The sequence below is a fragment of the Paracoccus sp. TD-10 genome (genome assembly GCF_048270675.1).
Taxonomy (GTDB): Bacteria; Pseudomonadota; Alphaproteobacteria; order Rhodobacterales; family Rhodobacteraceae; genus Paracoccus; species Paracoccus pantotrophus.
Genome location: NZ_CP182419.1, coordinates 716,017 through 739,797 on the forward strand (window position 1 = coordinate 716,017; position 23,781 = coordinate 739,797).

General features: G+C 69.3%; 23 protein-coding genes. 10 read left to right on the plus strand and 13 right to left on the minus strand.

The window, feature by feature from the left end; genetic code table 11:
* Positions 1 to 82: 82 nt before the first annotated feature.
* The 4 genes from ACNKFW_RS14465 to ACNKFW_RS14480 are packed head-to-tail and all read right to left on the minus strand — an operon-like array spanning position 83 to position 2,893.
* Positions 83 to 508, minus strand: a complete 426-nt coding sequence (locus ACNKFW_RS14465; protein ID WP_024842590.1) for a GlcG/HbpS family heme-binding protein — start codon at positions 506 to 508, stop codon at positions 83 to 85.
* A 27-nt stretch (positions 509 to 535) separates the two neighbouring features.
* Positions 536 to 1,723: an MFS transporter gene (locus ACNKFW_RS14470; protein WP_147429197.1), complete on the minus strand. Its 1,188-nt coding sequence runs from the start codon at positions 1,721 to 1,723 to the stop codon at positions 536 to 538.
* Between the two features lie 17 nt (positions 1,724 to 1,740).
* Positions 1,741 to 2,214, minus strand: coding sequence for a nucleoside deaminase (locus ACNKFW_RS14475; protein ID WP_147429049.1), 474 nt, complete (start codon positions 2,212 to 2,214; stop codon positions 1,741 to 1,743).
* A gap of 10 nt (positions 2,215 to 2,224) precedes the next feature.
* Positions 2,225 to 2,893 carry an ankyrin repeat domain-containing protein gene (locus ACNKFW_RS14480; protein ID WP_147429048.1) on the minus strand — a complete coding sequence of 223 codons (669 nt, stop codon included), beginning with the start codon at positions 2,891 to 2,893 and terminating at the stop codon, positions 2,225 to 2,227.
* Positions 2,894 to 3,185: 292 nt separating this feature from the next.
* On the opposite strand from ACNKFW_RS14480, the gene ACNKFW_RS14485 reads away from it, so the two are divergent.
* Both ACNKFW_RS14485 and ACNKFW_RS14490 read left to right on the plus strand, forming a co-directional pair.
* The gene (locus ACNKFW_RS14485; protein WP_024842593.1) at positions 3,186 to 4,574 is read left to right on the plus strand and encodes an L-cystine transporter; all 1,389 of its coding nucleotides are present in this window, start codon (positions 3,186 to 3,188) and stop codon (positions 4,572 to 4,574) included.
* Between the two features lie 477 nt (positions 4,575 to 5,051).
* A complete protein-coding gene (locus tag ACNKFW_RS14490; protein WP_147429196.1) occupies positions 5,052 to 5,963 on the plus strand; it encodes a Gfo/Idh/MocA family protein in 912 nt (303 codons plus the stop codon).
* Positions 5,964 to 6,074: 111 nt separating this feature from the next.
* Here ACNKFW_RS14490 and purL read toward each other — a convergent pair whose 3' ends face one another.
* Both purL and ACNKFW_RS14500 read right to left on the minus strand, forming a co-directional pair.
* Entirely contained in the window at positions 6,075 to 8,246 is a 2,172-nt protein-coding gene (gene purL, locus ACNKFW_RS14495; protein ID WP_147429047.1) for a phosphoribosylformylglycinamidine synthase subunit PurL, read from the minus strand.
* Positions 8,247 to 8,568: 322 nt separating this feature from the next.
* Positions 8,569 to 9,489 carry a LysR family transcriptional regulator gene (locus tag ACNKFW_RS14500; RefSeq protein WP_024842596.1) on the minus strand — a complete coding sequence of 307 codons (921 nt, stop codon included), beginning with the start codon at positions 9,487 to 9,489 and terminating at the stop codon, positions 8,569 to 8,571.
* 490 nt (positions 9,490 to 9,979) lie between these two features.
* On the opposite strand from ACNKFW_RS14500, the gene ACNKFW_RS14505 reads away from it, so the two are divergent.
* The 7 genes from ACNKFW_RS14505 (at position 9,980) to ACNKFW_RS14535 (ending at position 15,814) form a co-directional block, all read left to right on the plus strand.
* Positions 9,980 to 10,792 carry a glutamate racemase gene (locus tag ACNKFW_RS14505; RefSeq protein ID WP_147429046.1) on the plus strand — a complete coding sequence of 271 codons (813 nt, stop codon included), beginning with the start codon at positions 9,980 to 9,982 and terminating at the stop codon, positions 10,790 to 10,792.
* Positions 10,793 to 10,810: 18 nt separating this feature from the next.
* Entirely contained in the window at positions 10,811 to 11,254 is a 444-nt protein-coding gene (gene ccmE / locus ACNKFW_RS14510; RefSeq protein WP_024842598.1) for a cytochrome c maturation protein CcmE, read from the plus strand.
* 76 nt (positions 11,255 to 11,330) lie between these two features.
* Positions 11,331 to 11,942 (plus strand): holin-associated N-acetylmuramidase, encoded by a 612-nt coding sequence (locus ACNKFW_RS14515; RefSeq protein ID WP_147429045.1) that lies wholly within the window; start codon positions 11,331 to 11,333, stop codon positions 11,940 to 11,942.
* Positions 11,933 to 12,466, plus strand: a complete 534-nt coding sequence (locus tag ACNKFW_RS14520; protein ID WP_024842600.1) for a holin family protein — start codon at positions 11,933 to 11,935, stop codon at positions 12,464 to 12,466. Before ACNKFW_RS14515 ends, ACNKFW_RS14520 begins: the two co-directional genes overlap by 10 nt.
* An 89-nt stretch (positions 12,467 to 12,555) precedes the next feature.
* On the plus strand, positions 12,556 to 14,517 hold the full coding sequence (locus tag ACNKFW_RS14525) for a heme lyase CcmF/NrfE family subunit (protein WP_147429044.1): 1,962 nt from the start codon (positions 12,556 to 12,558) through the stop codon (positions 14,515 to 14,517).
* Between the two features lie 3 nt (positions 14,518 to 14,520).
* On the plus strand, positions 14,521 to 14,973 hold the full coding sequence (locus ACNKFW_RS14530; RefSeq protein WP_024842602.1) for a cytochrome c-type biogenesis protein: 453 nt from the start codon (positions 14,521 to 14,523) through the stop codon (positions 14,971 to 14,973).
* Positions 14,974 to 15,043: 70 nt separating this feature from the next.
* Positions 15,044 to 15,814, plus strand: coding sequence for an enoyl-CoA hydratase-related protein (locus ACNKFW_RS14535; RefSeq protein WP_147429043.1), 771 nt, complete (start codon positions 15,044 to 15,046; stop codon positions 15,812 to 15,814).
* A gap of 31 nt (positions 15,815 to 15,845) precedes the next feature.
* Here ACNKFW_RS14535 and ACNKFW_RS14540 read toward each other — a convergent pair whose 3' ends face one another.
* From ACNKFW_RS14540 to ACNKFW_RS14550, 3 genes are all read right to left on the minus strand, one after another.
* Positions 15,846 to 16,562: a DNA mismatch repair protein MutT gene (locus ACNKFW_RS14540; RefSeq protein WP_147429195.1), complete on the minus strand. Its 717-nt coding sequence runs from the start codon at positions 16,560 to 16,562 to the stop codon at positions 15,846 to 15,848.
* Positions 16,563 to 16,567: 5 nt separating this feature from the next.
* Positions 16,568 to 16,987 (minus strand): DUF983 domain-containing protein, encoded by a 420-nt coding sequence (locus tag ACNKFW_RS14545; protein ID WP_024842605.1) that lies wholly within the window; start codon positions 16,985 to 16,987, stop codon positions 16,568 to 16,570.
* A 103-nt stretch (positions 16,988 to 17,090) separates the two neighbouring features.
* Positions 17,091 to 18,479 carry a diguanylate cyclase gene (locus tag ACNKFW_RS14550; protein ID WP_024842606.1) on the minus strand — a complete coding sequence of 463 codons (1,389 nt, stop codon included), beginning with the start codon at positions 18,477 to 18,479 and terminating at the stop codon, positions 17,091 to 17,093.
* A gap of 114 nt (positions 18,480 to 18,593) precedes the next feature.
* Here ACNKFW_RS14550 and ACNKFW_RS14555 point away from each other — a divergent pair, with 114 nt between their 5' ends.
* On the plus strand, positions 18,594 to 18,863 hold the full coding sequence (locus ACNKFW_RS14555; protein WP_024842607.1) for a DUF3572 domain-containing protein: 270 nt from the start codon (positions 18,594 to 18,596) through the stop codon (positions 18,861 to 18,863).
* A gap of 15 nt (positions 18,864 to 18,878) precedes the next feature.
* Here the strand turns inward: ACNKFW_RS14555 and ACNKFW_RS14560 are convergent, their stop codons facing one another.
* From ACNKFW_RS14560 to ACNKFW_RS14575, 4 genes are all read right to left on the minus strand, one after another.
* Entirely contained in the window at positions 18,879 to 20,240 is a 1,362-nt protein-coding gene (locus tag ACNKFW_RS14560) for an aminotransferase (RefSeq protein ID WP_147429041.1), read from the minus strand.
* A 234-nt stretch (positions 20,241 to 20,474) separates the two neighbouring features.
* A complete protein-coding gene (locus ACNKFW_RS14565) occupies positions 20,475 to 21,830 on the minus strand; it encodes a cytochrome P450 (RefSeq protein WP_418025506.1) in 1,356 nt (451 codons plus the stop codon).
* Positions 21,827 to 23,026, minus strand: a complete 1,200-nt coding sequence (locus tag ACNKFW_RS14570; RefSeq protein ID WP_028709810.1) for a hypothetical protein — start codon at positions 23,024 to 23,026, stop codon at positions 21,827 to 21,829. Before ACNKFW_RS14570 ends, ACNKFW_RS14565 begins: the two co-directional genes overlap by 4 nt.
* 53 nt (positions 23,027 to 23,079) lie before the next feature.
* Positions 23,080 to 23,766, minus strand: a complete 687-nt coding sequence (locus tag ACNKFW_RS14575; protein WP_147429039.1) for a M48 family metallopeptidase — start codon at positions 23,764 to 23,766, stop codon at positions 23,080 to 23,082.
* Positions 23,767 to 23,781: the final 15 nt, after the last annotated feature.

The window sequence follows — 23,781 nt, forward strand, 5'->3', positions numbered from 1 at the left end:
GCTGCTAGCCTTTTGCGCGGCCGGGCGCAAGCGCGTCCGGCCGCGGGATGGGCGCGTTCCGGGGGGCGGTCCGGGCTGGGGGTCAGGTGCGATGCGCCCGCCAATGGTCGATGCCGGCCTGCGCCACCGCCTGGTCCTGCGCCGGCGTGCCGGACGAGACGCCGATGCCGCCGACGGTCTGGCCGTCGTGATCGACCGGCAGTCCCCCGCCCACCACCATCAGCCGCCCGCCGATGGCCGAGGAAATGCCCCAGGCCGGGGCGCCCGGCTGGCTGGCGGCGCCGTATTCATGCGTGGCCTTGCGCGCCGCGGCGGCGGTGAAGGCCTTGTCGATGGCGATGGTGGCAGATGTCACCTTGCCGCCGTCCATGCGCGAAAAGGCCAGAAGCTGGCCGCTTTCGTCGGTGACGGCGATGCACATGGGCACGCCGATCTCGCGGGCATGGGCCTCGGCTCCGGCGATCAACAGGCGTGCATCGGCCTGGTCCAGTCGGGTGATGGTCAGCATGGGTTCCTCCTCCTTGTCGAAAATCGTTCACTCGGCCGGCGCGGCATCCGTGCGCAGCGGGCCGGGCCGGTGCAGGGCGCGCCGATAGCTGGCCGGCGACAGGCGCAGCGCCAGGGCCGAGACCGCCAGTACGGCGGCCAGATGCAGCGCCCAGCCGGGGGCGAAGCTGCCGGTCAGGTCGTACAGCAGCGCCAGGATCCAGGGCGGGATCGCGGCCAGCAGGAAGCCGCCGCCCTGCATCAGCGCCGCCAGCGCCCCGGCCTGCGCCGGATCGGGCAGATGGTCCAGCGCCACGATCATCATCAGCGAAAAGCAACCGCCAAGCCCGGCGCCCAGCAGAAAGGCGATGGGATAGGGTGCGGCCTCGGGGCGCAGGACCAGCATGGCAAAGCCAAGCGCCTGCATGGCCAGGCAGATCCCCAGCCAGGGCCGCCGGTCGCTGCCGTGACTGGCCAGGACCGGTGTGACCAGCGCCGAGACCGCCTGGCCCACCGCCAGCACCGCCAGCAGCCCGCCGCTGGCCCCGACCGACCAGCCCAGGTCCTGGAAGGCGGGCGCAAGCCAGGCGACGGACGAGGAATAGCCGCCGTTGATCAGCCCGAAACAGGCCATCAGCAGCCAGACCCGCGGCCGACGCAGCCAGTGCCACAGTCCCTGCCGGGCGGTCCGCGGCGCGCGTGCCTCGGGCGGCAGGGCCAGCGCCACCAGCAGCGCGGTCAGCACGGCGGGCAGCGCCAGCCAGCCAAGCGCCAGCCGCCAGCTGCCCGACCAGGCGGCGATCAGCGGCGCGGCCTGCGCGCCGAAGGCACCGCCGCCCATCATCATCGCGGCGTAAAGCCCCATGGCCAGGTTGATGCCGCGCGGGAACTCGCGCTTGATGATGGTGGGAAACACCGCCTGCACCACCGCCGCGCCCACGCCCAGCAGCATGGCCGAGCCCAGCATGTCCAGCGCCGAATGCGCCCCCAGCCGCAGGCCCGAGCCCAGGCCCAGCACCAGCAGCGCCAGCACGGCGGCGCGTTTCGCCCCCAGCCGCGCCTGGATCGCCGGGCCGAGAAAGGCGCCCGCGCCCATCAAGAGGATCGGCAGCAGCGTGAGGGCCGAGAGGCCCTGCATGGTCAGGCCGGTCTCGGCCGAGATCGGCGCTGCCAGCGGGCCGACCCCGGTCAGGAAGGGCCGCAGCGCCAGCCCGACCATGGCCACCACGGCCAGCATCAGCGGCTGACGGTTCGTCACGCCCGGTCCTGCCGTGCCTTCCAGTCGGCATAGAGATCGCCCATGCCCTGGGGGCGCAGGGGCCGGTGGCGGATGGTCATGGATTGCTGCGCCAGCGGTTTCGCCAGTTCCTCGTAAAGCGCGGCCGTGGACAGGCCGTAGGGTGCCCCGTCCTGGTTCGAATAGGCGAAATGCACCTCGGCCACGCCGGCCAGCCGCATGGCGGCCAGGCACATCGGGCAGGGCTGGCCGCTGGCATAGACCGCGCAGCCCGAAAGATCGGCCGAACCCAGCCGCTGCGCGGCGGCGCGCAGGGCCACCAGCTCGGCATGGGCCGTCGGGTCATGGGTGGCGACGGTCTCGTTGACGCCGGTCGCCAGCACCTCGCCGCCCCGCACCACAACCGCGCCAAAGGGCCGCCCGCCGGCCTGCACGTTGCGATGCGCCAGCATCACCGCCTGTTCCAGATAGCGTGTCGCCTTGTCGGTCATCGTTCTTCCTTCACTTTGCGCCGGCTTCGGCCAACCGCGCCGCGATCGCGTCGAAACCCCTGCGGCGGGCATGGGCCAGCGGCGAGACGCCCTCGGCATCGGCCAGGTTTACATCGGCGCCGGCCGCGACCAGCAGGTCGACCACCTGCTGCTGGCGCGGGCCGCCATCGCCCAGGACGATCGCCTCCAGCAATGCGGTCCAGCCCAGCCGGTTGACATGATCGATCTCGACCCCGGCCCGGATCAGCCGGCGGACGGTCTCGACATGGCCACGCTCGGCCGCCGGGATCAGCGCCGTGCCGCCGAAGCGGTTGGTGCTGGCCAGATCGGCGCCATGGGCCAGCGTCAGCTCGAGGATCTCCAGATGCCCGCGCGCCCCGGCATAGAGATAGGGGCTGTCGTGGATGGCATCCCTGGCGTTCACGTCGGCGCCGGCCTCGATCAGCGCCCTCGCGGCCTCGACCCGGTTGGCATGGGTCGCCACCAGCAGCGGCGTGCGCCCCTTTGCGTCGCGCGGGTCCACGGCCACGCCGCGGGCCAGAAGGTCGCGGATGGCCGCGGCATCGCCATCGGTCGCGGCGGCGAACAGGGCGGTCTCTTGCATGGTCTGTGCCTGGACGGGCAAGGGGCTGGCGGCGCCCAGGGCGAAGGCGAACAGGATCGCCAGAAGCTTGTGCATGGCCTGCCTTGCTGTTGCGATTGGACCCGGCGCCGGCGGCCGATCAAGCGGCGGCCGCAGGGATCGGTTTCGCCAAGGTATCGCGGCGACGCAGCGAAAATAATCTCTGATATCCAAACACTGTTTCAATATTACATGGAATATAGCCACCGAAACCGCGGTCAAGAGGTTTGCAGCACGACTCTGTACGGCCTTTATCGGCGAAGGCCCGCAAAGCCGGGCGACCCCTGGGCTATACGCCGGACGTGCATTATGGCTTGATAGGTCAATCTGAAATTGCCGGAGACGCGCGATGGCATCCGTCCTCATCAACCTCGTGATCTTTGCCGCGCTGATCGTCGCACTGGTCCGCCTGCAAGGCGGTCAGCTGTCGCTGTCGGTGCGGGTCTTCATCGCCCTGGTCCTGGGCACGCTGTTCGGGATCGGGCTGCAACTCGTCCATGGCACCGGCACGCCGGCGCTGCAAACCACCATCGACTGGATCAACGTGGCCGGCAACGGCTATGTGCAGCTGTTGCAGATGGTGGTGATGCCGCTGGTCTTCGCGGCGATCCTCAGCGCGGTGGCGCGGCTGCACGACGCCTCGGCGCTTGGCCGCATCTCGGTGCTGACGCTGGGCACGCTGCTTGGCACCACGACCATCGCGGCCTTGGTGGGCGTGGTCATGTCGCTGGCCTTCGGCCTGACCGCCGAAGGGCTGGCCCAGGGCGCGGCCGAGACCGCAAGGCTGACCATGCTGGAGACCAGCTACGCGCCCCGCGTCGCCGACCTGACGGTGCCGCAGCTGCTGTTGTCCTTCATCCCCAGGAACCCCTTCGCCGACCTGACCGGGGCCAACCCGACCTCGATCATCGCGGTGGTGGTCTTTGCCGCCTTCCTGGGCGTCGCCGCCATCCGCCTGCTGCGCCGCGACCCGGAAAAGGGCCGCAGCCTGCTGAACCTGATCGACATCCTGCAAGCCTGGATCAGCCAATTGGTGCGGCTGATCATGGCGCTGACCCCCTATGGCGTCATGGCGCTGATGACCAAGATGGCGGCGACCTCGAACGCGGCCGACATCCTGAACCTGGGCAAGTTCGTCGTCGCCTCCTATCTGGGCCTGGCGATCATGTTCGTCGTGCATGCCGTGCTGCTCAGCCTGACCGGCGTGAACCCGCTGACCTTCTACCGCAAGATCGTCCCGGCGCTGACCTTCGCCTTTTCCAGCCGTTCCAGCGCCGCGACCATCCCGCTCAATGTCGAGATCCAGACCCGCCGCCTCGGCGTGCCGCAGACCATCGCCTCCTTTTCGGCCTCCTTCGGGGCGACCATCGGCCAGAACGGCTGCGCCGGGCTTTATCCGGCGATGCTGGCGGTGATGGTGGCGCCGACGGTCGGCATCGACCCGCTGGACCCGGCCTGGATCATGACGCTGCTGGCCATCGTCACCCTGTCCTCGGCCGGGGTCGCGGGTGTGGGCGGGGGCGCGACCATGGCGGCGCTGATCGTGCTGCCGGCCATGGGCCTGCCGGTGACGCTTGTGGCGCTGCTGATCTCGGTCGAGCCGCTGATCGACATGGGGCGCACGGCGCTCAACGTCTCGGGCTCGATGACGGCGGGCACCGTCACCTCGCAGATCCTCGGCCAGACCGACAAGGCCGTCCTGCAAAGCCGGGACGAGCGCGGCCTGCAAAGCGCATGACAACGCCCCGGCGCCGCCCGCAGACGCGGCGCCGGCTTTCTCCGTTTCCAAAATACCCATGCGACGGCGCGCGCTGTCGCCGGTTCAGCCGAATGCGGCCCTGCAAGTTCCATTCCTGCCCGGCCAGTTCGGTTGGCGTCGCCGGGCGGGGCGTCCAGCGTGGTGGCTGGCCCGTAGGTCTCGTCCGACATCGGCAGGATGCGGGCCAGGACGAAATCCATCTCTCCAGCCGCCCGGTGCAGCGGCAATTCGCACCAGGGCAGGAAGTCGCGCGTGATACTCGCCCGGCTCGACCTGATCGGCACGGGACGGCATGCGCGCCCGGCCGGGCGAGGTGCCGGGGATCGAGGCCCCATGCTCGGCCTGCCGCTGGCGGTGCCGGCGCTCTCGGCCAGCGGGAACGGCTTCCGCCCGGCCGCGATGACGTATCGCAAGCTCGCCGCCATGGCGGTCGAGGTGAGGAAAGGACAGTTACCGATGAAGATCGCGCTTGCCGGCATCGGAAAGATCGCGCTGGACCAGCATGTTCCGGCGCTGACCTCGAGCCCGGATTGGGAGCTGGCCGCGACGGTCAGTCGCCATGGCCGGGTCGAGGGTATCGAAGCCTTTCCGCGCATCGAGGACATGCTGGAGGCCCGTCCCGACATCGGTGCGGTCAGCCTGTGCCTGCCGCCCGTGCCCCGCTTCGAGATCGCGCAGGCGGTGCTGCGCGCCGGCCGCCACCTGATGCTGGAAAAGCCCCCCGGCGCGACCCTGGCCGAGGTGCATGTCCTGCGCGACCTGGCGCAGGCGCGGGGGGTGACGCTTTTTGCGACCTGGCATTCGCGCATGGCCCATGCGGTGGCGGCGGCCAGGGCGTGGCTGGCCGGCCGCCGCATCCGCGAGGGCCGGATCACCTGGCGCGAGGATGTGCGGCTCTGGCATCCCGGCCAGGACTGGATCTTCGAGGCCGGCGGCATGGGCGTCTTCGACCCAGGCATCAACGCGCTTTCGATCCTGACCGAGATCCTGCCCGTGCCGGTGCATGTCATCGCGGCGGAACTGGACTTCCCGGAGAACCGCCAAGCCCCCATCGCCGCACGGCTGAGCCTGTCGCATGGCATCACGGCCGATTTCGACCTCCGCCAGCAGGGCTCCGAAACCTGGGATATGGAGTTCGCCACCGATGCCGGCCGGCTGGCGCTGCGCAGGGGCGGCAACCTGCTGGAGATCGACGGCCGCCCGGCGACGGGCAAGGCCAGCATCACGGGCGAATACCCGGCGCTTTACGCGCGCATGGCCGGGCTCCTGCGCAAGGGCGCCTCCGAGGTGGACCTCTCGCCCATGATCCTCGTTGCCGATGCCTTCACAAGAGGAAGCCGCCGGACCGTCGCGCCCTTCGTCTTCTAAGCTCCGGCACCGGGATGGCGACGCGGCCGGTCCCGCGACCTGGGCCGCTGCCGTTCTTTCCGTTTTCCAAATACCCCCGCCGGAGGCAGCGGCCAAGGGCCGCTTTCCGGGTCAGGCGAGTTCCAGGTCCAGGCTTTTCTCGAAGGCGGTGCGATAAAGCTGCGACAGCTCGGCCAGGGGCGCGGCGTCGCCGCCAAGGATCACCGTCTCGCCGCCGAAGCCGCCGACCGTCGCCAGCGGCACACCGGCCGCCGCGGCCGCCTCGGCCAGCTTGGCCGCGTCCTCGGCGGTGCAGGCGACCAGGTAGCGGGCCTGATCCTCGCCGAAAAGCTGCGCGATCCCGGCGCTGTCCAGCGTCACGCCCAGGCCCGCCGCCTCGGCCAGTTCGAAGGCCGCCAGCGCCAGCCCGCCGTCGGACAGGTCGGTCGCGGCCCGGACCAGCGCGCCGTGGGCGCGCAGGAATTCGCCATTGCGGCGCTCGGCGGCCAGGTCCACATGCGGCGCGTCGCCCGCCTCGATGCCGAAGGCCTCGGCGGCCAGCGCCGACTGGCCCAGGTGGCCGCGCGTCTCGCCGATGACCAGCGCCAGGTCGCCCTCGGCCGGAAGGCCGGCGATCAGGTCGCCCAGATCGGCGATCAACCCGACGCCGCCGATGGTGGGGGTGGGCAGGATCCCCTTGCCGTCGGTTTCGTTATAAAGCGAGACGTTGCCCGAGACGATGGGGAAGTCGAGCGCCGCGCAGGCCTCGCCGATGCCCTTGATGGCGCCGACGAACTGGCCCATGATCTCGGGCTTTTCCGGGTTGCCGAAGTTCAGGTTGTCGGTGGTGGCCAGCGGCAGGGCGCCGCAGGCGGTCAGGTTGCGATAGGCCTCGGCCACCGCCTGCTTGCCGCCCTCATAGGGGTTCGCCCGGACATAGCGCGGCGTCACGTCGCTGGTGAAGGCCAGCGCCTTCTTCGTGCCATGCACGCGTACCACGCCGGCGCCCAGGCCGGGGCGGCGGATGGTGTCGGCGCCGACCTGGGTGTCGTATTGCTCCCACACCCAGCCCTTGTGGGCATAGTTCGGGCTGCCGATCAGCACCTTCAGCGCCGCGATCGGGGCGATGGCGGGCAGGGCAGGCATCTCGGCCGCGACGGGCGTTTCCACCCAAGGACGGTCATATTCCGGCGCGCTGGAGGAGAGTTTCGACAGCGGCAGGTCCGCCTTGACCTCGTTGCCGTGCATGATCAGGAAACGGTCCTCGGCGATGGTCTCGCCGACGATGGCGAAATCCAGATCCCATTTCTCGAAGATCGCCCGCGCCTCGGCCTCCTTCTCGGGCTTCAGCACCATGAGCATGCGTTCCTGCGACTCCGACAGCATCATCTCATAGGCGGTCATGTTGGTTTCGCGCTGCGGCACGGCATCGAGTACCAGCTTGATCCCGAGCCCGCCCTTGTCGCCCATCTCGACCGCCGAGCAGGTCAGGCCCGCCGCGCCCATGTCCTGAATGGAAATGACGCTGTCGGTCTGCATCAGCTCCAGGCAGGCTTCCAGCAGGCATTTCTCGGTAAAGGGGTCGCCGACCTGCACGGTCGGGCGCTTTTCCTCGATGGTGTCGTCGAACTCGGCCGAGGCCATGGTGGCGCCGCCGACGCCGTCGCGGCCGGTCTTGGCGCCAAGGTAGACCACCGGCATGCCGACGCCCGAGGCGGCGGAATAGAAGATCTTGTCGCTGTCCGCGAGGCCCGCGGCAAAGGCGTTCACCAGGCAGTTGCCGTCATAGCTGCGGTGGAAGCGCAGCTCGCCGCCGACGTTCGGCACGCCGAAGGCATTGCCATAGGCGCCGATCCCCTCGACCACGCCCTTGACCAGATGCGCGGTCTTGGGATGCTCGGGCCGGCCGAAGGACAGCGCGTCCATGGCGGCGATGGGGCGGGCGCCCATGGTGAAGACGTCGCGCAGGATGCCGCCGACGCCGGTCGCGGCGCCCTGATGCGGCTCGATATAGCTGGGATGGTTGTGGCTCTCCATCTTGAAGACCACGGCCTGGCCGTCGCCGATATCCACGACGCCGGCGTTTTCGCCCGGACCGCAGATCACCTGCGGGCCGTTGGTCGGCAGGGTGCGCAGCCATTTCTTGGACGACTTGTAGGAGCAATGCTCGTTCCACATCGCCGAGAAGATGCCCAACTCCGTGAAGGTGGGTTCGCGCCCGATGATCTCGAGGATGCGCTGGTATTCGTCGGGCTTGAGCCCGTGCGCGGCGATCAGTTCCTCGGTGATCTGCGGTTCGTTCATGTCCTGGCGCCTTTCCCCCGGTTTTGCGGCCTTTTAAGCGGCGGCGAAGGGTTAGGAAAGGCCCCCGCGCGCAGGGCCGGGAAAAACCGCGATGCCTGGGGCAAAAAAGTGGCGGCGCAAAAAAAAGCCGGGCATGAAGCCCGGCTCAAGTCCAACAGGGAGGTTGAAGGTGATGAGAGTTTCCTCAAACCATCGCCTTCGAGATCGGAAATATGTGCAGTCGGCGAGCGGTTCAAGGATCAATTCCGCATTGCAGCACATGCCCGATATGCATTCTGCGAATGCCTCGGGCAAAGCCGCGCGGCATCTGCCCGTTCGGCGCTCATCCCGCGGACGGGTCGGTGGCCTGTTCCTCGGTTTGCTGGCGGCGCAGGGACTGGATCTCCTCCAGCACGAAATCGCGGAAGGCGGCGACGCGGCGCGAGGCGCGCAATTCCTCGGGGAAAGCCAGGAAGACCGGCACCTCGCCCGACTGGATGTCCGGCAACACACGGGTCAGGTTGGGGAAATCCGACGACAGGTAATCGGGCAGGACACCGATGCCGACATGGTTCAGCACGCCTTGCAGCACGCCGAAATAGTTGTTCACCATCAGGGTCGAGCTGATGTTGCGCGCCAGCAGCATCTGCGACAACACCGCGCCGGAACTGACCTGCGGCGTCTGCGGGTTCTGGCAGATCAGCCGGTGCGGCCCCAGATCCTCCAGCGTCTCGGGCACGCCGGCCTTGGCCAGGTATTCCGGCGTGGCATAAAGCCTCATGCGGATGTTGAGCAGCCGGCGGCGGATCAGATCCTGCTGGTTGGGTTCCTTCATGCGGATGGCGACGTCGGCCTCGCGCATGGGCAGATCCAGCACGCGCTCTTCCAGCATCAGGTCGATCTTGAGGTCGGGGTAGCGTTCGTAAAGCTTGGCCAGCCGCGGCACCAGCCACATGGTGCCGAAGCCGGTGGTGGTCGTGACCTTGAGCTCGCCGAAGACGCTTTCCTCGCTGTCGCGGATGCGGGCGGCGGTGGTGTCGAGCTTGCGCACCATGGACGAGGTCGCCTCGAACAGCAGCTCCCCCTGCTCGGTCAGGATCAGCCCGCGGGCATGGCGGTGGAAAAGGGTGGTGCCCAGCGAGTCTTCCAGCGCGCGGATCTGGCGGCTGACGGCGGACTGGGACAGGTGCAAGACATCGCCCGCGTGGGTCAGGCTGCCCGCGTCGGCGACGGCGTGAAATATTCTTAACTTATCCCAGTCCATAACAGTGCTTTCTTGCGGCATCAGCCATGCAATCCGTGCAACCCTTATCACAGAAGGTTAGCGGAACAAGCCTGCAAAACGCCAAGAAAACCCTTTCTCCGGCAGTGTTGCTTACCCACAATGCGCAGCGGATGACCACCTGCCGAGCAGGGGCAGGCCAAGCCTGTGCAAATCCCGTCCATGGTGCCGATTCGGACCGGCGAAACGTCACGCGCTTTTGAACGCGGCCGGTCGGTCATGCGGGGGGGGGGGGCGGCCGACCGGCCCGGCCGGGCGCGGGGCCTGCGCCGCGCGACCTTCTGCCGCATGGTGCCCGGCCGTCGCCGCCCTCGTGCGCCGCCGGCGGGGGCTCGACCGCGAAAAACCATGCTGGCGCGAGCCTGGGCGCGTCGCGCAGCCGTGTTCCGGCCCCGGCGGCCGGGTGACATAAATCATGGCATTCCGGCGCGGCGCATCCTAGAAAAGGCCAATCGCGAACAGGAGGCTAGTCATGGCGGTGGGCGTATTCGATTCGGGTCTGGGCGGGCTGACGGTTCTGGCCGCCATCGCCGCCCGGCTGCCCGACTTGCCGCTGGTCTATCTGGGCGACAATGCCCATACCCCCTATGGCGTGCGCGATGCCGAGGACATCTTCGGCCTGACCTGCGCCGGGGTCGAGCGGCTGTGGGCCGAGGGCTGCGACCTGGTGATCCTGGCCTGCAACACCGCCTCGGCCGCCGCGCTCAAGCGCATGCAGGAGACCTGGCTGCCCGCGGACAAGCGCGTGTTGGGGGTCTTTGTGCCGATGATCGAGGCGCTGACCGAGCGCGGCTGGGGCGACAATTCGCCCCCGCGCGAGGTGGCGGTGAAGCATGTGGCGCTGTTCGCCACGCCCGCCACCGTGGCAAGCCGCGCCTTCCAGCGCGAGCTGGCCTTTCGCGCCATCGGCGTCGATGTCGAGGCCCAGCCCTGCGGCGGGGTCGTCGATGCCATCGAGATGGGCGACGAGATCCTGGCCGAGGCGCTGGTGACCAGCCATGTCGAGGCGCTCAAGCGCCGCATGCCGCATCCCGAGGCGGCGATCCTGGGCTGCACGCATTACCCGCTGGTCCAGGCCGCTTTCCAGAAGGCGCTGGGGCCGGGGGTCAAGGTCTATTCCCAGCCCGACCTGGTCGCCGAAAGCCTGGAGGACTATCTTGAGCGCCATCCCGAAATGCTGGGCGCGGGCAGCCGCTCGCGCTTCCTGACCACCGGCGATCCCGAGCGGGTCTCGGGCAAGGCCACGCAATTCCTCCGCCATCCGATCAGGTTTGAAAGCGCCTGAAGAAGGAGAGCCTGAAATATGAAATCATTGAAGAAAAGGCGCCGTATCCAGATCCTTGTCGCCGCCGCCGTGGCCCTTGTGCTGGCCGTCGGGCTGATCGGCTACGGGTTTCGCGACGGCATCAACCTCTACCGCTCGCCCAGCCAGATGGCCGAGAACCCGCCCGAGGCCGGCGAGGTCTTCCGCCTGGGCGGCCTGGTCGAGGACGGCAGCCTGGTGCGCGGCGCCAGCGAGACGGTGACCTTCCGCGTGACCGATGGCGGCGCCACCGTCCCGGTGCGCTTTACCGGCGTGCTGCCCGACCTGTTCTCGGAGGGCCAGGGCATGATCGGCACCGGGCGCATGGAGGGCGAGACCTTCGTCGCCTCGGAAATCCTGGCCAAGCATGACGAGAACTACATGCCGCGCGAGGTCATGGATTCGCTGAAGGAGCAGGGCGTCTACCAAGAGCCGAACTCCTGACGCAACGCGCGCCCGGTTAACCCCCGGTTAACCGGATTTCTCCAGCCTTGGTCCGCTTCAGGATTGGGGGCTGGACATGAAGACAGTAACGCAGATCGCGGCCGAGATCGTCGCGCGTGAGGGGGGCTACGTCAACGACCCCGACGATCCGGGCGGGGCGACGAAATTCGGCGTCACGCTGGCGACCCTGCAGCGGCTGGGGATCGACAAGACCGGCGACGGGCGGGTGGACGTGGCGGACGTCAAGGCGCTGACCCGCGCCGATGCCGAGCGCATCTTCGTCGAGCATTATTTCCGCCGCCCGCGCCTGGCGGAACTGCCGGCCTCGGTGCAGGCCTCGGCCTTCGACATGTATGTCAATGCCGGCGCCAATGCGGTGAAGATCCTGCAACGGCTGGTCACGCGCATGGGCTTTGCGGCCACGGACGACGGCGTGGTGGGACCGCGCACCGTCCAGGCCGCGCAGCAGGCCGATGCGGCGGCGCCGGGCTATTTCGCTGATGCCTACGGGATCGCGCGGCGGAACTATTACTATGCATTGGGCGATGCGCGCCCGGCCAGCCGCAAATATGCCCGCACCAAATCGGGGGGCAAGGGCGGCTGGATCCTGCGGGCCGAGGAGTTCATCTCGGCCAAATACCACCTGACGGCGGCCGAGCATCGGGCGAGGGTGGCGAAATGGGGCTGATGGACCGCTTCCTGGGCGCCAGCGGCGCCGTCACCACCATGGCCAATGCCGCGACCGGCGTGGCCGAGGTGTTCCGCGAGAACGCGACGCGGCGCATGGAGCTGGACGAAGAGGCCTATGCCCGCGCCATCGCCCAGCTTTCCGGCGAGTTCGCCGCCCAGCCGCGCGGCTGGTTCGACGCGATGATGAACGGGCTGAACCGGCTGCCGCGGCCGATGATGACGCTGGGGACGGTGGGGCTGTTCACCTATGCCATGGCCGACCCGGAAGGATTCGGCCTGCGGATGGAGAACCTGAACCTGGTGCCCGAACCGCTCTGGTGGCTTCTTGGCGCCATCATCAGCTTCTATTTCGGCGCGCGCGAGGCGCATTACTTTCGCAGCCGGCCCGTGCTGCCCGTCGCAGCGCGTAAGGCGGCGGCCGATGCCGCGCCCGCCGTATTCCCGGCGCAGATCGCCGCATCCGGGCCCTTCGAGGACAATGCCGCCCTGCGGGACTGGGCCGCGGCCGGCGCGGCGCGCTAGCGATGCTGTGACAATCTGGCAGGTGCGGGGGGCTGGTTTGCCGCCCGCACCGCGGTTATCCTGCGGCGCAGCCATCCCGGAGGAAGCCCATGATCGCTGAACTTGGCCATTTCGCGCTGATCCTGGCCTTTGCCGTGGCGCTGTTCCAGATGGTCGTGCCGATGGTCGGCGCCAGCAAGGGCTGGAGCGGCTGGATCGATTCCGCCCGCCCAGCCGCCCTGGCGCAGTTCGGGCTGGTCGGCATTTCCTTCGCGGCGCTGACCATGGCCTTCGTGACCTCGGATTTCTCGGTCGCGCTGGTCTATCAGAACTCGCATACCGCCAAGCCGATGATCTACAAGATCAGCGGCGTCTGGGGCAACCACGAGGGCTCGATGTTGCTGTGGGTGCTGATCGTGACGCTGTTCGGCGCCATGGCCGCGGTCTTCGACGCCAACCTGCCGCCCAAGCTGCGGGCGCGGGTGCTGGCGGTGCAGGCGTCGATCGGCGCGGCCTTCCTGGCCTTCATCCTGTTCACCTCGAACCCCTTCCTGCGCATGGCGAGCCCGCCCTTTGACGGGCGCGACCTGAACCCGCTGTTGCAGGATCCCGGCCTCGCCTTCCATCCGCCCTTCCTTTACCTCGGCTATGTCGGGCTCAGCATGGCCTTCAGCTTTGCCGTGGCCGCGCTGATCGAGGGGCGGGTCGATGCCGCCTGGGCGCGCTGGGTCCGGCCCTGGACGCTGGCGGCCTGGGTCTTCCTGACCATCGGCATCGCGCTGGGTTCCTGGTGGGCCTATTACGAGCTGGGCTGGGGTGGCTTCTGGTTCTGGGATCCGGTGGAGAACGCCAGCTTCATGCCCTGGCTGATCGCCGCCGCGCTTCTGCATTCCGCCATCGTGGTGGAAAAGCGCGAGGTGCTGAAAAGCTGGACCATCCTGCTGGCGATCATGGCCTTCGGCTTTTCGCTGATCGGCACCTTCATCGTGCGCTCGGGCGTCATCACCTCGGTCCACAGCTTTGCCAGCGATCCGCAGCGCGGCTTGTTCATCCTGGCGATCCTGGCCTTTTTCGTCGGCGGCGCCCTGCTGCTTTACACCGTCCGCGCCGCCTCGATGCAGGCGCGGGGCGCCTTTGCCCCGGTCTCGCGCGAGGGGGCGCTGGTTCTGAACAACATCCTGCTGGCGGTTTCGGCCCTAGTGGTCTTTGTCGGCACGGTCTGGCCGCTGGTGGCCGAGATGCTGTGGGACCGCCGGCTGTCGGTGGGCGCGCCCTTCTTCGAGCAGGCCTTCACGCCCTTCATGGTGGCGCTGGCGATCATCCTGCCCCTGGGCGCGATCCTGCCGTGGAAGCGCGGCCGGCTGAAGCGCGCGCTTTACCCGCTGCGCGGGGCGCTGGTCTTTGCCGGGGCGGTGATGGCGCTGGTCTTTGCCGTCTCGACCGGCCATTCGGCGCTGGCGGTGATCGGCGCAGGCCTAGGCGCCTGGCTGGTTGCGGGTGCGGCGGTGGATCTGTGGCTGCGCACCGGCAATTCCGGCCTTGCGCGCCTGCGCCGGCTGCCGCGGGCCGATTGGGGCAAGGCCGTGGCCCATGCCGGGCTGGGCGTCACCTTCATCGGCATCAGCCTGCTGATGGCCTGGCAGGTCGAGGACATCCGCGTGGCCCGCATCGGCGAGACCTTCACCGTCGCCGGCTATGACATCACCCTGGAAAGCGTCGAGGAGCGTCCGGGCCCCAACTACAATTCGATCATCGCCGCGATGACGGTCGATCGCGACGGGCGGCAGGTCGCGCTGCTGCATCCCGAAAAGCGGGTCTACCCGGTGCAATCCATGCCCACGACCGAGGCGGCGATCCAGAACGGGCTGTTCCGCGACCTTTACCTGGTTATCGGCGATCAGCAGCAGGGCGGCGGCTGGGCGGTGCGGGTCTATATCAAGCCTTTCGCCAGCTGGATCTGGCTCGGCTCGGCGCTGATGGCGCTTGGCGGCTTCATCAGCCTGTCGGACCGGCGCTATCGCGTCGCCGCCGGCGCCCGCCATGCCCGCGTCGCGCCCCAGCCGGCGGAGTAGCCCATGCGCGCCCTGATCCTGTGCCTGTCGCTGCTGCTTGCGCTGCCCGCCCTGGCCGTCCAGCCCGACGAGGTGCTGTCCGACCCGGCGCTGGAGGCGCGGGCGCGCGAGATCTCCAAGACCCTGCGCTGCCCGATCTGCCAGGGCGAGACCATCGACGAATCGAATGCCGCCATCAGCCGCGACCTGCGGCTTTACCTGCGCGAGCGCCTGGTCGCCGGCGACAGCGATGCCCAGGCGGTGCAGGCCATCGCCGACCGTTTCGGCGAATATGTCCTGTTCGAGCCGCCAGCGCGCGGGGCGAACTGGCTGCTCTACCTGGCCGGGCCGGTGATGGCGCTGCTGGCGCTGCTGGTGGGCTGGCGCTTCATCCGCTCGCGCAACCTGGCCGAGGAAGGGCCGGAAAAGCTCAGCGACGAGGAAAAGGCCCGGCTGGAGCAGATCCTGCGCGACTGACGCAGGGTCGGGGCTTTTCCGCCCCGCCGCACCCCGGCAGGATGGCCGAAACCGGGGGAGAGGGGCAGGGATGAGCTTTCAGACCATCGAATTCACGCATCAGGACGGCATTGCAAGGCTGGCGCTGAACCGGCCCGACGTGGTCAACGCGCTGAACCGCGCCATGCGGGCCGAGATCGTCGCGGCGCTGACCGGCCTGCCGCCGGGCGCGCGCTGCGTGGTGCTGACCGGGAACGGGCGCGGCTTCTGCTCGGGCCAGGATCTGGCCGATGCCACCGGCGGCTTCGACGTGGAGACCATCCTGCGCGAGGAATACGAGCCGATGCTGGCCGCCATCTCGGACGCGCCGGTGCCGGTGATCGCCGCGGTGAACGGCATCGCGGCGGGGGCGGGGGCCAACCTGGCGCTGGCCGCCGACGTGGTCATCGCCGCGGAAAGCGCCAGCTTCGTGCAGGCGTTCAGCCGGATCGGCCTGATCCCCGACGCGGGCGGGACATTCATCGTGCCGCGCTCGGTCGGGGTGCCGCGCGCCATGGGGATGATGCTGTTCGCCGACCGCATTCCCGCGACCCAGGCGGCGGAATGGGGACTGATCTGGGAGGCGGTGCCGGACGCGGATTTCGAAACGGCCGTGGCGGCGCGCGCGCAAACCCTGGCCCAGGGACCGACGGCGGCCTTACTGGCGATCCGGCAGGCGTTGCGCGCCTCGGGCGGCAACGACATGGCCGGGCAGTTGCGGCTGGAGGCGCGGCTGCAAGGCGAAATGGCCCGGACCGAGGATTTCGCCGAAGGGGTCGCGGCCTTCCTGCAAAAGCGCGCGCCGCGGTTCAAGGGGCGCTGATCCGGGGCGCTGAATCGGGGGCGGAACCGGCCTAGCCGATGCGCATGAAGCGCGGCACCGACAGCCTGTTGTCGAAGAAGGGCACCGTCGGCGGCGGGGCCAGCGGCCCGTCGCCGGCCGTGGCCAGCAGGCTTGCGACCTCGGCCAGCACCACCTCGGTGATGAAGGGCAGGTCCAGCGCCCGCGCCTCGGTCAATGGCACCCAATGCAGATGCGAAAGCTCGTCGCAGGCGGCGCTGAAATCGTGGCGATCCCCATGCAGCCGCTCGGCGTCCAGCAACAGGAAGCGCGCGTCGAAGCGCCGGGTCCGGCCGGGCGGGGTGATGGCGCGGAACAGGTAGATCAGCGCCGAAGCGTCGGGCGCCAGCCCGGCCCCGGCGTAATGATCCCAGCCCTCGGGCGCGGGGCCGGGGGGGCCGGTCAAAAGGCCGGTTTCCTCGGCCAGTTCCCGCAGGGCGGCGGCGGCCAGCGCCAGGGGCGTGACCTGCGATTCGGCGCGCGGTTCGGCGGCCAGCAGGGCCGAGGTTCGGGCCGGCAGGTCGCCGGCCAGGCGCACCTGGGCGTCGCCGGCATCCACCGCGCCGCCCGGAAAGACGTATTTCGAGGGCATGAACACCGCAGAAGCCCCCCGTTGCCCCATCAGCACCGAAGGCCCGCCCTGGGCGTTGCGGTCCAGCACGATGACGGTGGCGGCATCGCGGATCGGCTGCTCGGCGGCATCGCGGCTTGCGGGGGCGGTCCCGGCCAGACTGCTCACGACGCGGCGGCCTCGATCGCGGCGGGCTCGGCGCCGAAGCCATGCATGCGGCGCGCCCATTGGAAGCCGATCATCCCGCCCTTGATCCGGGGCAGCAGCAGCAGCGACAGCACCACCGCGCCCAGGCCGAAGCCGATCAGCATGGCCATGGCCGAGGGGCGATACATCATGTAGATCGCCAGCAAGAGCGGCGCGCCCAGATGCGAGACCAGCAGGATGGTCAGATAGGCCGGGCCGTCGTCGGCACGCTGATGGTGCAGTTCCTCGTGGCAATGCGGGCAGGTGGGGCTGACCGACAGATAGCCCCGAAACAGCCGCCCCTGCCCGCAGGAGGGGCAGCGGCCAAGCGCGCCGCGCAGCATGGCCGGCTTGACGGGACGTTCGGGCAGGGCGGTGTCGGAATAGGCATGGGGCATGGGCGCGTTCCTTTCCTGTTCCGCCTTTATCTAGGGGATGCACTCCACAATGAAAAGCGCGCCTTGAGTCCGAGGCCGCCGTGGCAAAGTGACGCAGCGACAATCAGGCTGCAAGCCCCGAGGCGGCCATGACGATACGATTCCGGCCCGAGGACTTGGCGTTGAGCAGCGCACGGTCGGCGCTGGCCAGCAGCGCCTGGGGGTCGAGCGGCAGCAGATGCGGCGCGCCATGGCCGGTGGCCACGCCGACCGAGATGGTGACGCCCAATTCGGCATCCTGGCAGCCCTGCGGCAGGGCGACCGGCGCGGCCATTACCGCGCGGCGCAGATCCTCGGCGACGCGGCGGGCGGCGCGGGCCGGGCAATCGGGCAGCACGGCCAGGAACTCCTCGCCGCCGAAACGGGCCAGCAGCGCGCCCTCGGGCAGGGTGGCGGCCAGGCGGGCGGCGATCTCGGCCAACACGGCATCCCCGGCCGGATGGCCGTGGATGTCATTCACCTGCTTGAAGCGGTCCAGGTCCAGCAGCATGACCGCCAGGTCGCCCTGGCGCTCCTGCGCCTCTGTGGCAAGCTCGGCAAGGCGGGGCAGGGCGAAGCGGCGGTTGTGCAGCCCGGTCAGCGGATCGGTCATCGCCCAGCGCATGTTGCGCTGGGTCTCGTGCCGGCGGCGGTCGGCCTCGTGCTTGCGGGCCAGCTGGGCCGACAGGCGCATCGCCGTTTCGGGCGCGGCATCGGGGCGGGCCAGATCCCAGGGCAGCACATCGCCCGCGCCCAAGTCCAGCGCCACCGGCATCATCTCGGCCCGTTCAGGGCGCAGCGTCACCACGACCGCCGCCTCGCGCGAACGCGGGCGCGAGCGCAGTTCCGACAGCAGCCGCAGCCCGTCGCCCGGCTGCTGGATGTCGGCGGCGATCAGGTAAAGATCGGCGACCCGGCTCGATGCGGCCTCGGCCAGCGCATGCTCGGGTTCGCGGACCGCGATGGCGAAATCCACCCGGTCGCGCAGGGCGTGCCGCCAGCCCAGCGCCGTGGCGGGCCGGTCGGCGACGAAGACCGCGCGCGGACGGTTGTCCGCGGCAAAGCCGGCCGCCGCCTCGGCCATGCCGGGGGCGGGATGATCCAGCGCGCCATATTCATGCCGCATCAGCCCGCGGATGCGCGCCAGCAGCGTCAACTCGTCGCTGCCCGCGTCGATCAGCGCCGCCGCGCCTGCCCGCAGCGCGGCCACCCGATCCGCGCCGCTGGCCTGGACCAGCACCGGCAGGTCGGCGGCCCAGGGCTGGGTGCGCAGCGCGCCGCACAGCGCGGCCCCGTCCATGTCGGGCAGGCCGGCGCCGACCAGCACGATCTGCGGATGGATCAGCCGGGCGATGCGCAACGCCTCGGCCGCCGAGCTGGCGGTCGAGACCTCGTAGCAGGCCGAAGCCAATCGCACCTTCATGGTGATGCGATTCGTCGGCACGCCGTCAACGACAAGAATACGCCCCGCCATGGTTACGCCTGCTTTACACCCCGAGCCCAGAGCCGCATCTTGCGCGGGAATGGTTAACAAATCCTTTCCGGCTGCGAGGAAATTCGCGGCGGGCTTCACGAAAGCGAGAATGGCATGACACGAAACGAGGCGCGCGACATTGCCGATGCGGGCTTTGTCCATATTGCCGGGGATGCGGAACTGGTAGGGGCGCTGCTGGCGCAATCGGGCAGCGACGTGGCGGGGCTGCGTGCCATGGCGGCGCGGCCGGAATTCGCCGTCTTCGTGCTGGATTTCCTGCTGGAGCACGACCAGCGCGTGCTGGATTTCGCGCAGGCCGCGCAGATCGCGCCGCAGCGGGTGCAGCTGGCGCGCGCCGTGCTGGGCGGGGGCGACCCCTGGTAGGGGCCGCCCGCCGCCTCAGGCGACCTCGGCGAAGACCTTGTCGAGCGCCTTTTCCAGCTTCTCGAACATCTCGTCCATCTGCGCCTCGGTCAGGATGAAGGGCGGGCAGAGCACGATGGACTGGCCCAGCGGCCGGCAGATCAGCCCCAGGTCGGTGCAGGTATTGGCGATGCGCTCGCTGACCGAGAGATTGCCGTCGAAGGGGGTCTTGCTCGGCTTGTCCTTGACCGCCTCCAGCGCCCACATGAAGCCGATGCCGCGGTATTCTCCGATGTTCGGGCGGTCGGCGATGCGCTGCAGCCCCGCCTCGAAGCGGGGGGCGAGGCGGCGCACGTTCTCGGCCAGCCCCTCGTTCATCACCACGTCGATGGCCTTCAGCGCGATGGCGCAGCCGACCGGATGGCCCGAGGCGGTGAAGCCGTGCGGAAACTCCTCGATCGCCTCGACGGCGGCCTCGACCCGTTTCGCGAGATCGGGGCCGAGGATCACCGCGCCCATGGGGAAAAAGCCCGCCGTCAGGTTCTTGGACGAGATGATGGCATCGGGCATGAAGTCATAGGTCAGGCAGCCCCAGGTGCTGCCGGTGCGCCCGAAGCCGCAGATCACCTCGTCCGAGATCATCGGAATGTCGTGCTTGCGCAAGATCGGCAGGATGGCCTGGAAATAGCCCTGGGCCGGCGGGATCACGCCCCCCGCGCCCATCACCGGCTCGGCGAAGAAGCCGGCGATGGTGTCGGCGCCCTCGCGGGTGATGGTGTCCTCCAATTCGCGGGCCAGGCGGGCGACGAATTGTTCCTCGGTCTCGCCCTCCTCGCCATAGCGCCAGTAATGCGGGCAGGTCAGGTGGATGAAGCCGGGCAGCGGCAGGCCGAAGACCGAGTTGTAGGGCTTGCCGGTCATCGAGGCGGAAACCGCGGTCACGCCGTGATAGGCGTTCCAGCGCGTCAGGATCTTGCGCTTTTGCGGCTTGCCCTCGGCGGCATGCAGGAACCACAGCATCTTGACCATGGTGTCGTTCGCCTCGGAGCCGGAATTGGTATAGAAGACCCGGCCCGATTCGAAGGGCGAGACCTCTACCAGCTTTTCCGACAGCATCACGGTCTGGTCGGACATGCGGCCGAAAAAGGCGTGATAGCCGGGAAAGCGGTCGTATTGCGCCTTGGCAGCCTCGATCAGGCCCCTGTGGTCGAAGCCGGCGACCATGTTCCACAGCCCCGAATTGGCATCCAGATAGCGGCGGCCATGCACATCGACGATATAGGGGCCCTCGCCATGGGTCACGACGACGGTGCCTCGCTGATGGACCGAAGGCATGTCGGTGAAGCCGTAGAGCGAATAGGTCTCGGCGCGGGCTTCCCAGCTTTGCGGTTGGTTCATGACGTCAGCCTCCATCTGCTTTGGAGGCAGGCTAGCCGGGCACCGGGGACGGTTCAATGGGGGCTGCGCCAAGTGCCGGGGCGCCGCGGCGCGGCCGGGCGAATTGCCGGGGCGGACGGTGGAAATGCCGGCGCGGGCTGGCCGAAATTCGTGCCGGTTGCCGGCGTTGCATGGGTATTTGGAGAACGAAGAAATGCCCTGGCATCGGCGCTTTTTGGATACGGCGGGTGCGAGTCAGCCCGTTTGCCTTGGGAAAAGACACAGGCGGATGCCGTCTTTGCCGCGCAGCGTCAGCCGCATGATCGGTACCGGGCGGTCGCGGCCGGGTTCCAGACGATAGGCGCGCAGGAGGGTGGCGAGGATCAGCGGCCCCTCGACCATGGCGAAGCCGGCGCCGGGGCAGGCGCGCGGTCCGGCCGAGAAGGGGATGAAGGCGTCGCGCTGGCGGGCCTTGCCGTTCTCGGTTTCCCAGCGCGACGGGTCGAAATGGTCGGGATTGTCCCAGAGCCGCTCGTGCCGGTGCAGGTGCCAGGGCGACAGCACCAGTTGCGCGCCCCTGGGCGCCTTGCGGTCGCGCAGGGTCTCGGGGCGGCGGCATTGCCGCACGGTCATGGCGACGGGCGGGTAGAGCCGCAGCGCCTCGCGGAAGACGGCGCGGGCCAGCGGCAGGTTGCGCATGGCGGCGAAATCCGGGGCGAGGTTCTGCCGCGCCTCCCGCGCCAGCCGGTCCTGCCATTCCGGGCTTTCGGCGAGCAGGTAGAGCGTCCAGGCCAAGGCCGAGGCGCCGGTCTCGTGCCCGGCCAGGAAGAAGGTCGCGACCTCGTCGATCATCTCGGCCTCGGTAAAGCTGCGGCCGGTCTGCGGGTCGGGCGTGGTCATGATCTTGGTGGCGAGATCTTGCGGCGCGCTGCCGGCGGCGATCTCGGCGGCGCGGGCCGCGACGAGCTGGCGGATCAGACCGCGGATGCGGCGCGCCGTCTCGCGCACCCGGCGGGTGTGCAGCTGGGCCCAGCGGGGCAGGGCCATCAGCCCGCCCAGGTTCACCATCGGCTGGGCATCCTGATGGTCGCGGAAGGCCTGGAAGACCTGGGCGGCGGTCGCGTCCTCGATGGGGATCGAGAACAGGGTGCGGAAGATGACGTCGGCGGCGATGTGGCTGGTCAGCGGCTCGATGTCGATCTCGGTCCCGTCGGCCAGCGGCGCCAGGCGCGCGACGCCGGCCTGGGCCGCGTCCCACATCGCCGGGAAGGCCTCGCGCAGGCGGCCGCCCTCGAAGGCGGGATCGATGATGCGGCGCTGGTGCAGCCAGGTCTCGCCGTTCGAGATGAAACTGGAATTCCCGAGCAATGGCTGCAAACCCGCCGCCATGCGCGGCGATTTTGGGAAATCCATCGGACGTTTTCGCAGGATCAGCTCGACCAGCACCGGGTCGTTGCAGGTGAAGCTGTGGATGAAGGGGCCGCGGAACTCGGCCATCCAGGCGCGGTAGAGCCGGTCGGATTGCGCCGACAGGATGTCGCGGCGGAAATCGCGAAGGAAGCGCCAGACCGAGGGTTTTCCCGGCCGCGCCGGTGGCTTGGGCGGGATCATGTCGCTACCCGGCGATTGACGGGCCGGGCGATGCGGCCCGGCGAATGCGCGCGCCCGGCGAAACGCCGGCCCAGCGTCAGCGGCCCGGCGGTAATGGCGAAATAGTCGTAATCGCCCGGCCGGTCGAAGGCGCAGAGATACTGGAAATGCAGCCGGAACCAGCGCCCGCGCAGTGCGCGCCGCTTTTGCGGGGAAAGCGTTTGGGTGAAGGCCGCCGACAGCACCAGCGGATGGCGGCGGCCGGGCGGCTCGACCCCCGAGACCGCGACCGGATCGCACAGGCCGAAGCAGCAGGCATCGCCCGGCGCGGTGACGTCGATCCAGTCAAGCTCGTCCCGAGCCGCCAGAAAGCGCAGGTCGGCGCGCAGCCGGTTCGCGCGCGGCAGGAACGACGCCATCGGCACGACATGGCCCAGCGACAGGTAGGAAAGCCGCGGCCCCTGTGCCGGCACCCGGCCCGAGCGGATCAGGTCGGCCAGCACCGAGATGCCCAGATAGGCGCCGGAGCTGTGGCCGACCACCAGCACCTCGTCCCAGTCGCCGGCCAGCACCTCGGCGATGCGTTCGGCGAAACGCGCCAGCCGCGCCTCGAGCGCCGGGGGATAGGCGCCGCGGTCCTGGGCGGTAAAGGCGTAGTCGTGCATCAGGTACCAGGCGAAGATCCTGCCGTCGAGGCGCCGCCACGCATGCAGCCCGGCCCAGGTCAGCGCCAGCATGACCGGCCCGCCCAGCCACCAGCCCAGGCCGGTGATCCGCCCCAGCGCCCAGCCGATGAGCGCCCCGGCCAGCGCCGAGGCCAGCAGCTGCGCCAGCAGCACGACCACCGGGTAAAGCGCCGCGATCACCGGGCCGCGGCGCAGCCGCATCAGCCGCATCAGCGCGCCCGAGCCGACATAGGCCCAGGCGGTGCGGACAAGCTGGCCATAGGTCGCGAGAATGCCCTGGCCCATCGAACCCTGCACGATGTCGGCCCAGACCAGCACCTCGAACTCGGCCTCGGCCTGCCGGCCGGCGAAATCGCCGGCGACGCCCCAGCCGAAGCCCGTGCGGTCGCGGCGCGGGCCGAAGCCCAGATGATAGCCCGAGATGCGCGCCTGTTCCGCCCCCTCGCGCCGGTAAAGCTCGCGATAGCGGCGGGGCGGGATCGGGTCATAGCCCGGGATGTAAAGGATGCGGCGGCGAAAAGGGCGGGTCATGGAAAATCAGCTGTTTGCCCGCGCAGCATACGCGATCCGCGCGCGCAGACAAGTTAGGCTAATTCCCAGCGCGCCTCGAGCCTCTCGATAGCGGCGATGCGGGCCTCGGCCGGCGGATGCGACATCAGCCAGGCCGGCGCGCCCGCCCGGCCCGCGCCCGCCAGCCGGTCGAGCTTGCGAAACAGGCTTTTCTGCGGCTCGGTGCCCAGCCCGGCCTTGACCATCAGCGCGCTGGCGAAGGCGTCGGCCTCGAATTCGTCTTGGCGCGACAGGCGGGCGGCAATGGCGCTGGCGGCGATATTGGCGATCCAGACGCCGATGCCGGGCAGGAAACGGCCCAGCACCCCTGCCAGCACCATGCGCACCACGTTCTGCCCGGCGAAATCCACCATGCGGCGCCGGGTATGGCCATGGGCGACATGGCCCAGCTCATGCGCGATGACCGATGCCAGCTCGGCCTCGGTCACTTCGCCGCGGTCCAGCCGGTCGAGGAAGCCGCGGGTCAGGAAGATGCGGCCGTCGGGCGCGGCCAGCCCGTTCACATGGCCGACCTCGTAGACATGCGCCCGCACTTCGGGCAGGTCCATGGCCCGGCCCAGCCGCTCCAGCATCGGCAGCAGCCGGGGATGGCGCAGCGGCGTGGACTTGGCGTTCAGCTCGGCCTTGAGCCGCCATGCGGAAAAGAACCACATCGCGGCGGCATAAAGCAGGATCAGCAGGATCGGCGTGAGCTTCAGCATATGCGCAATATGGGC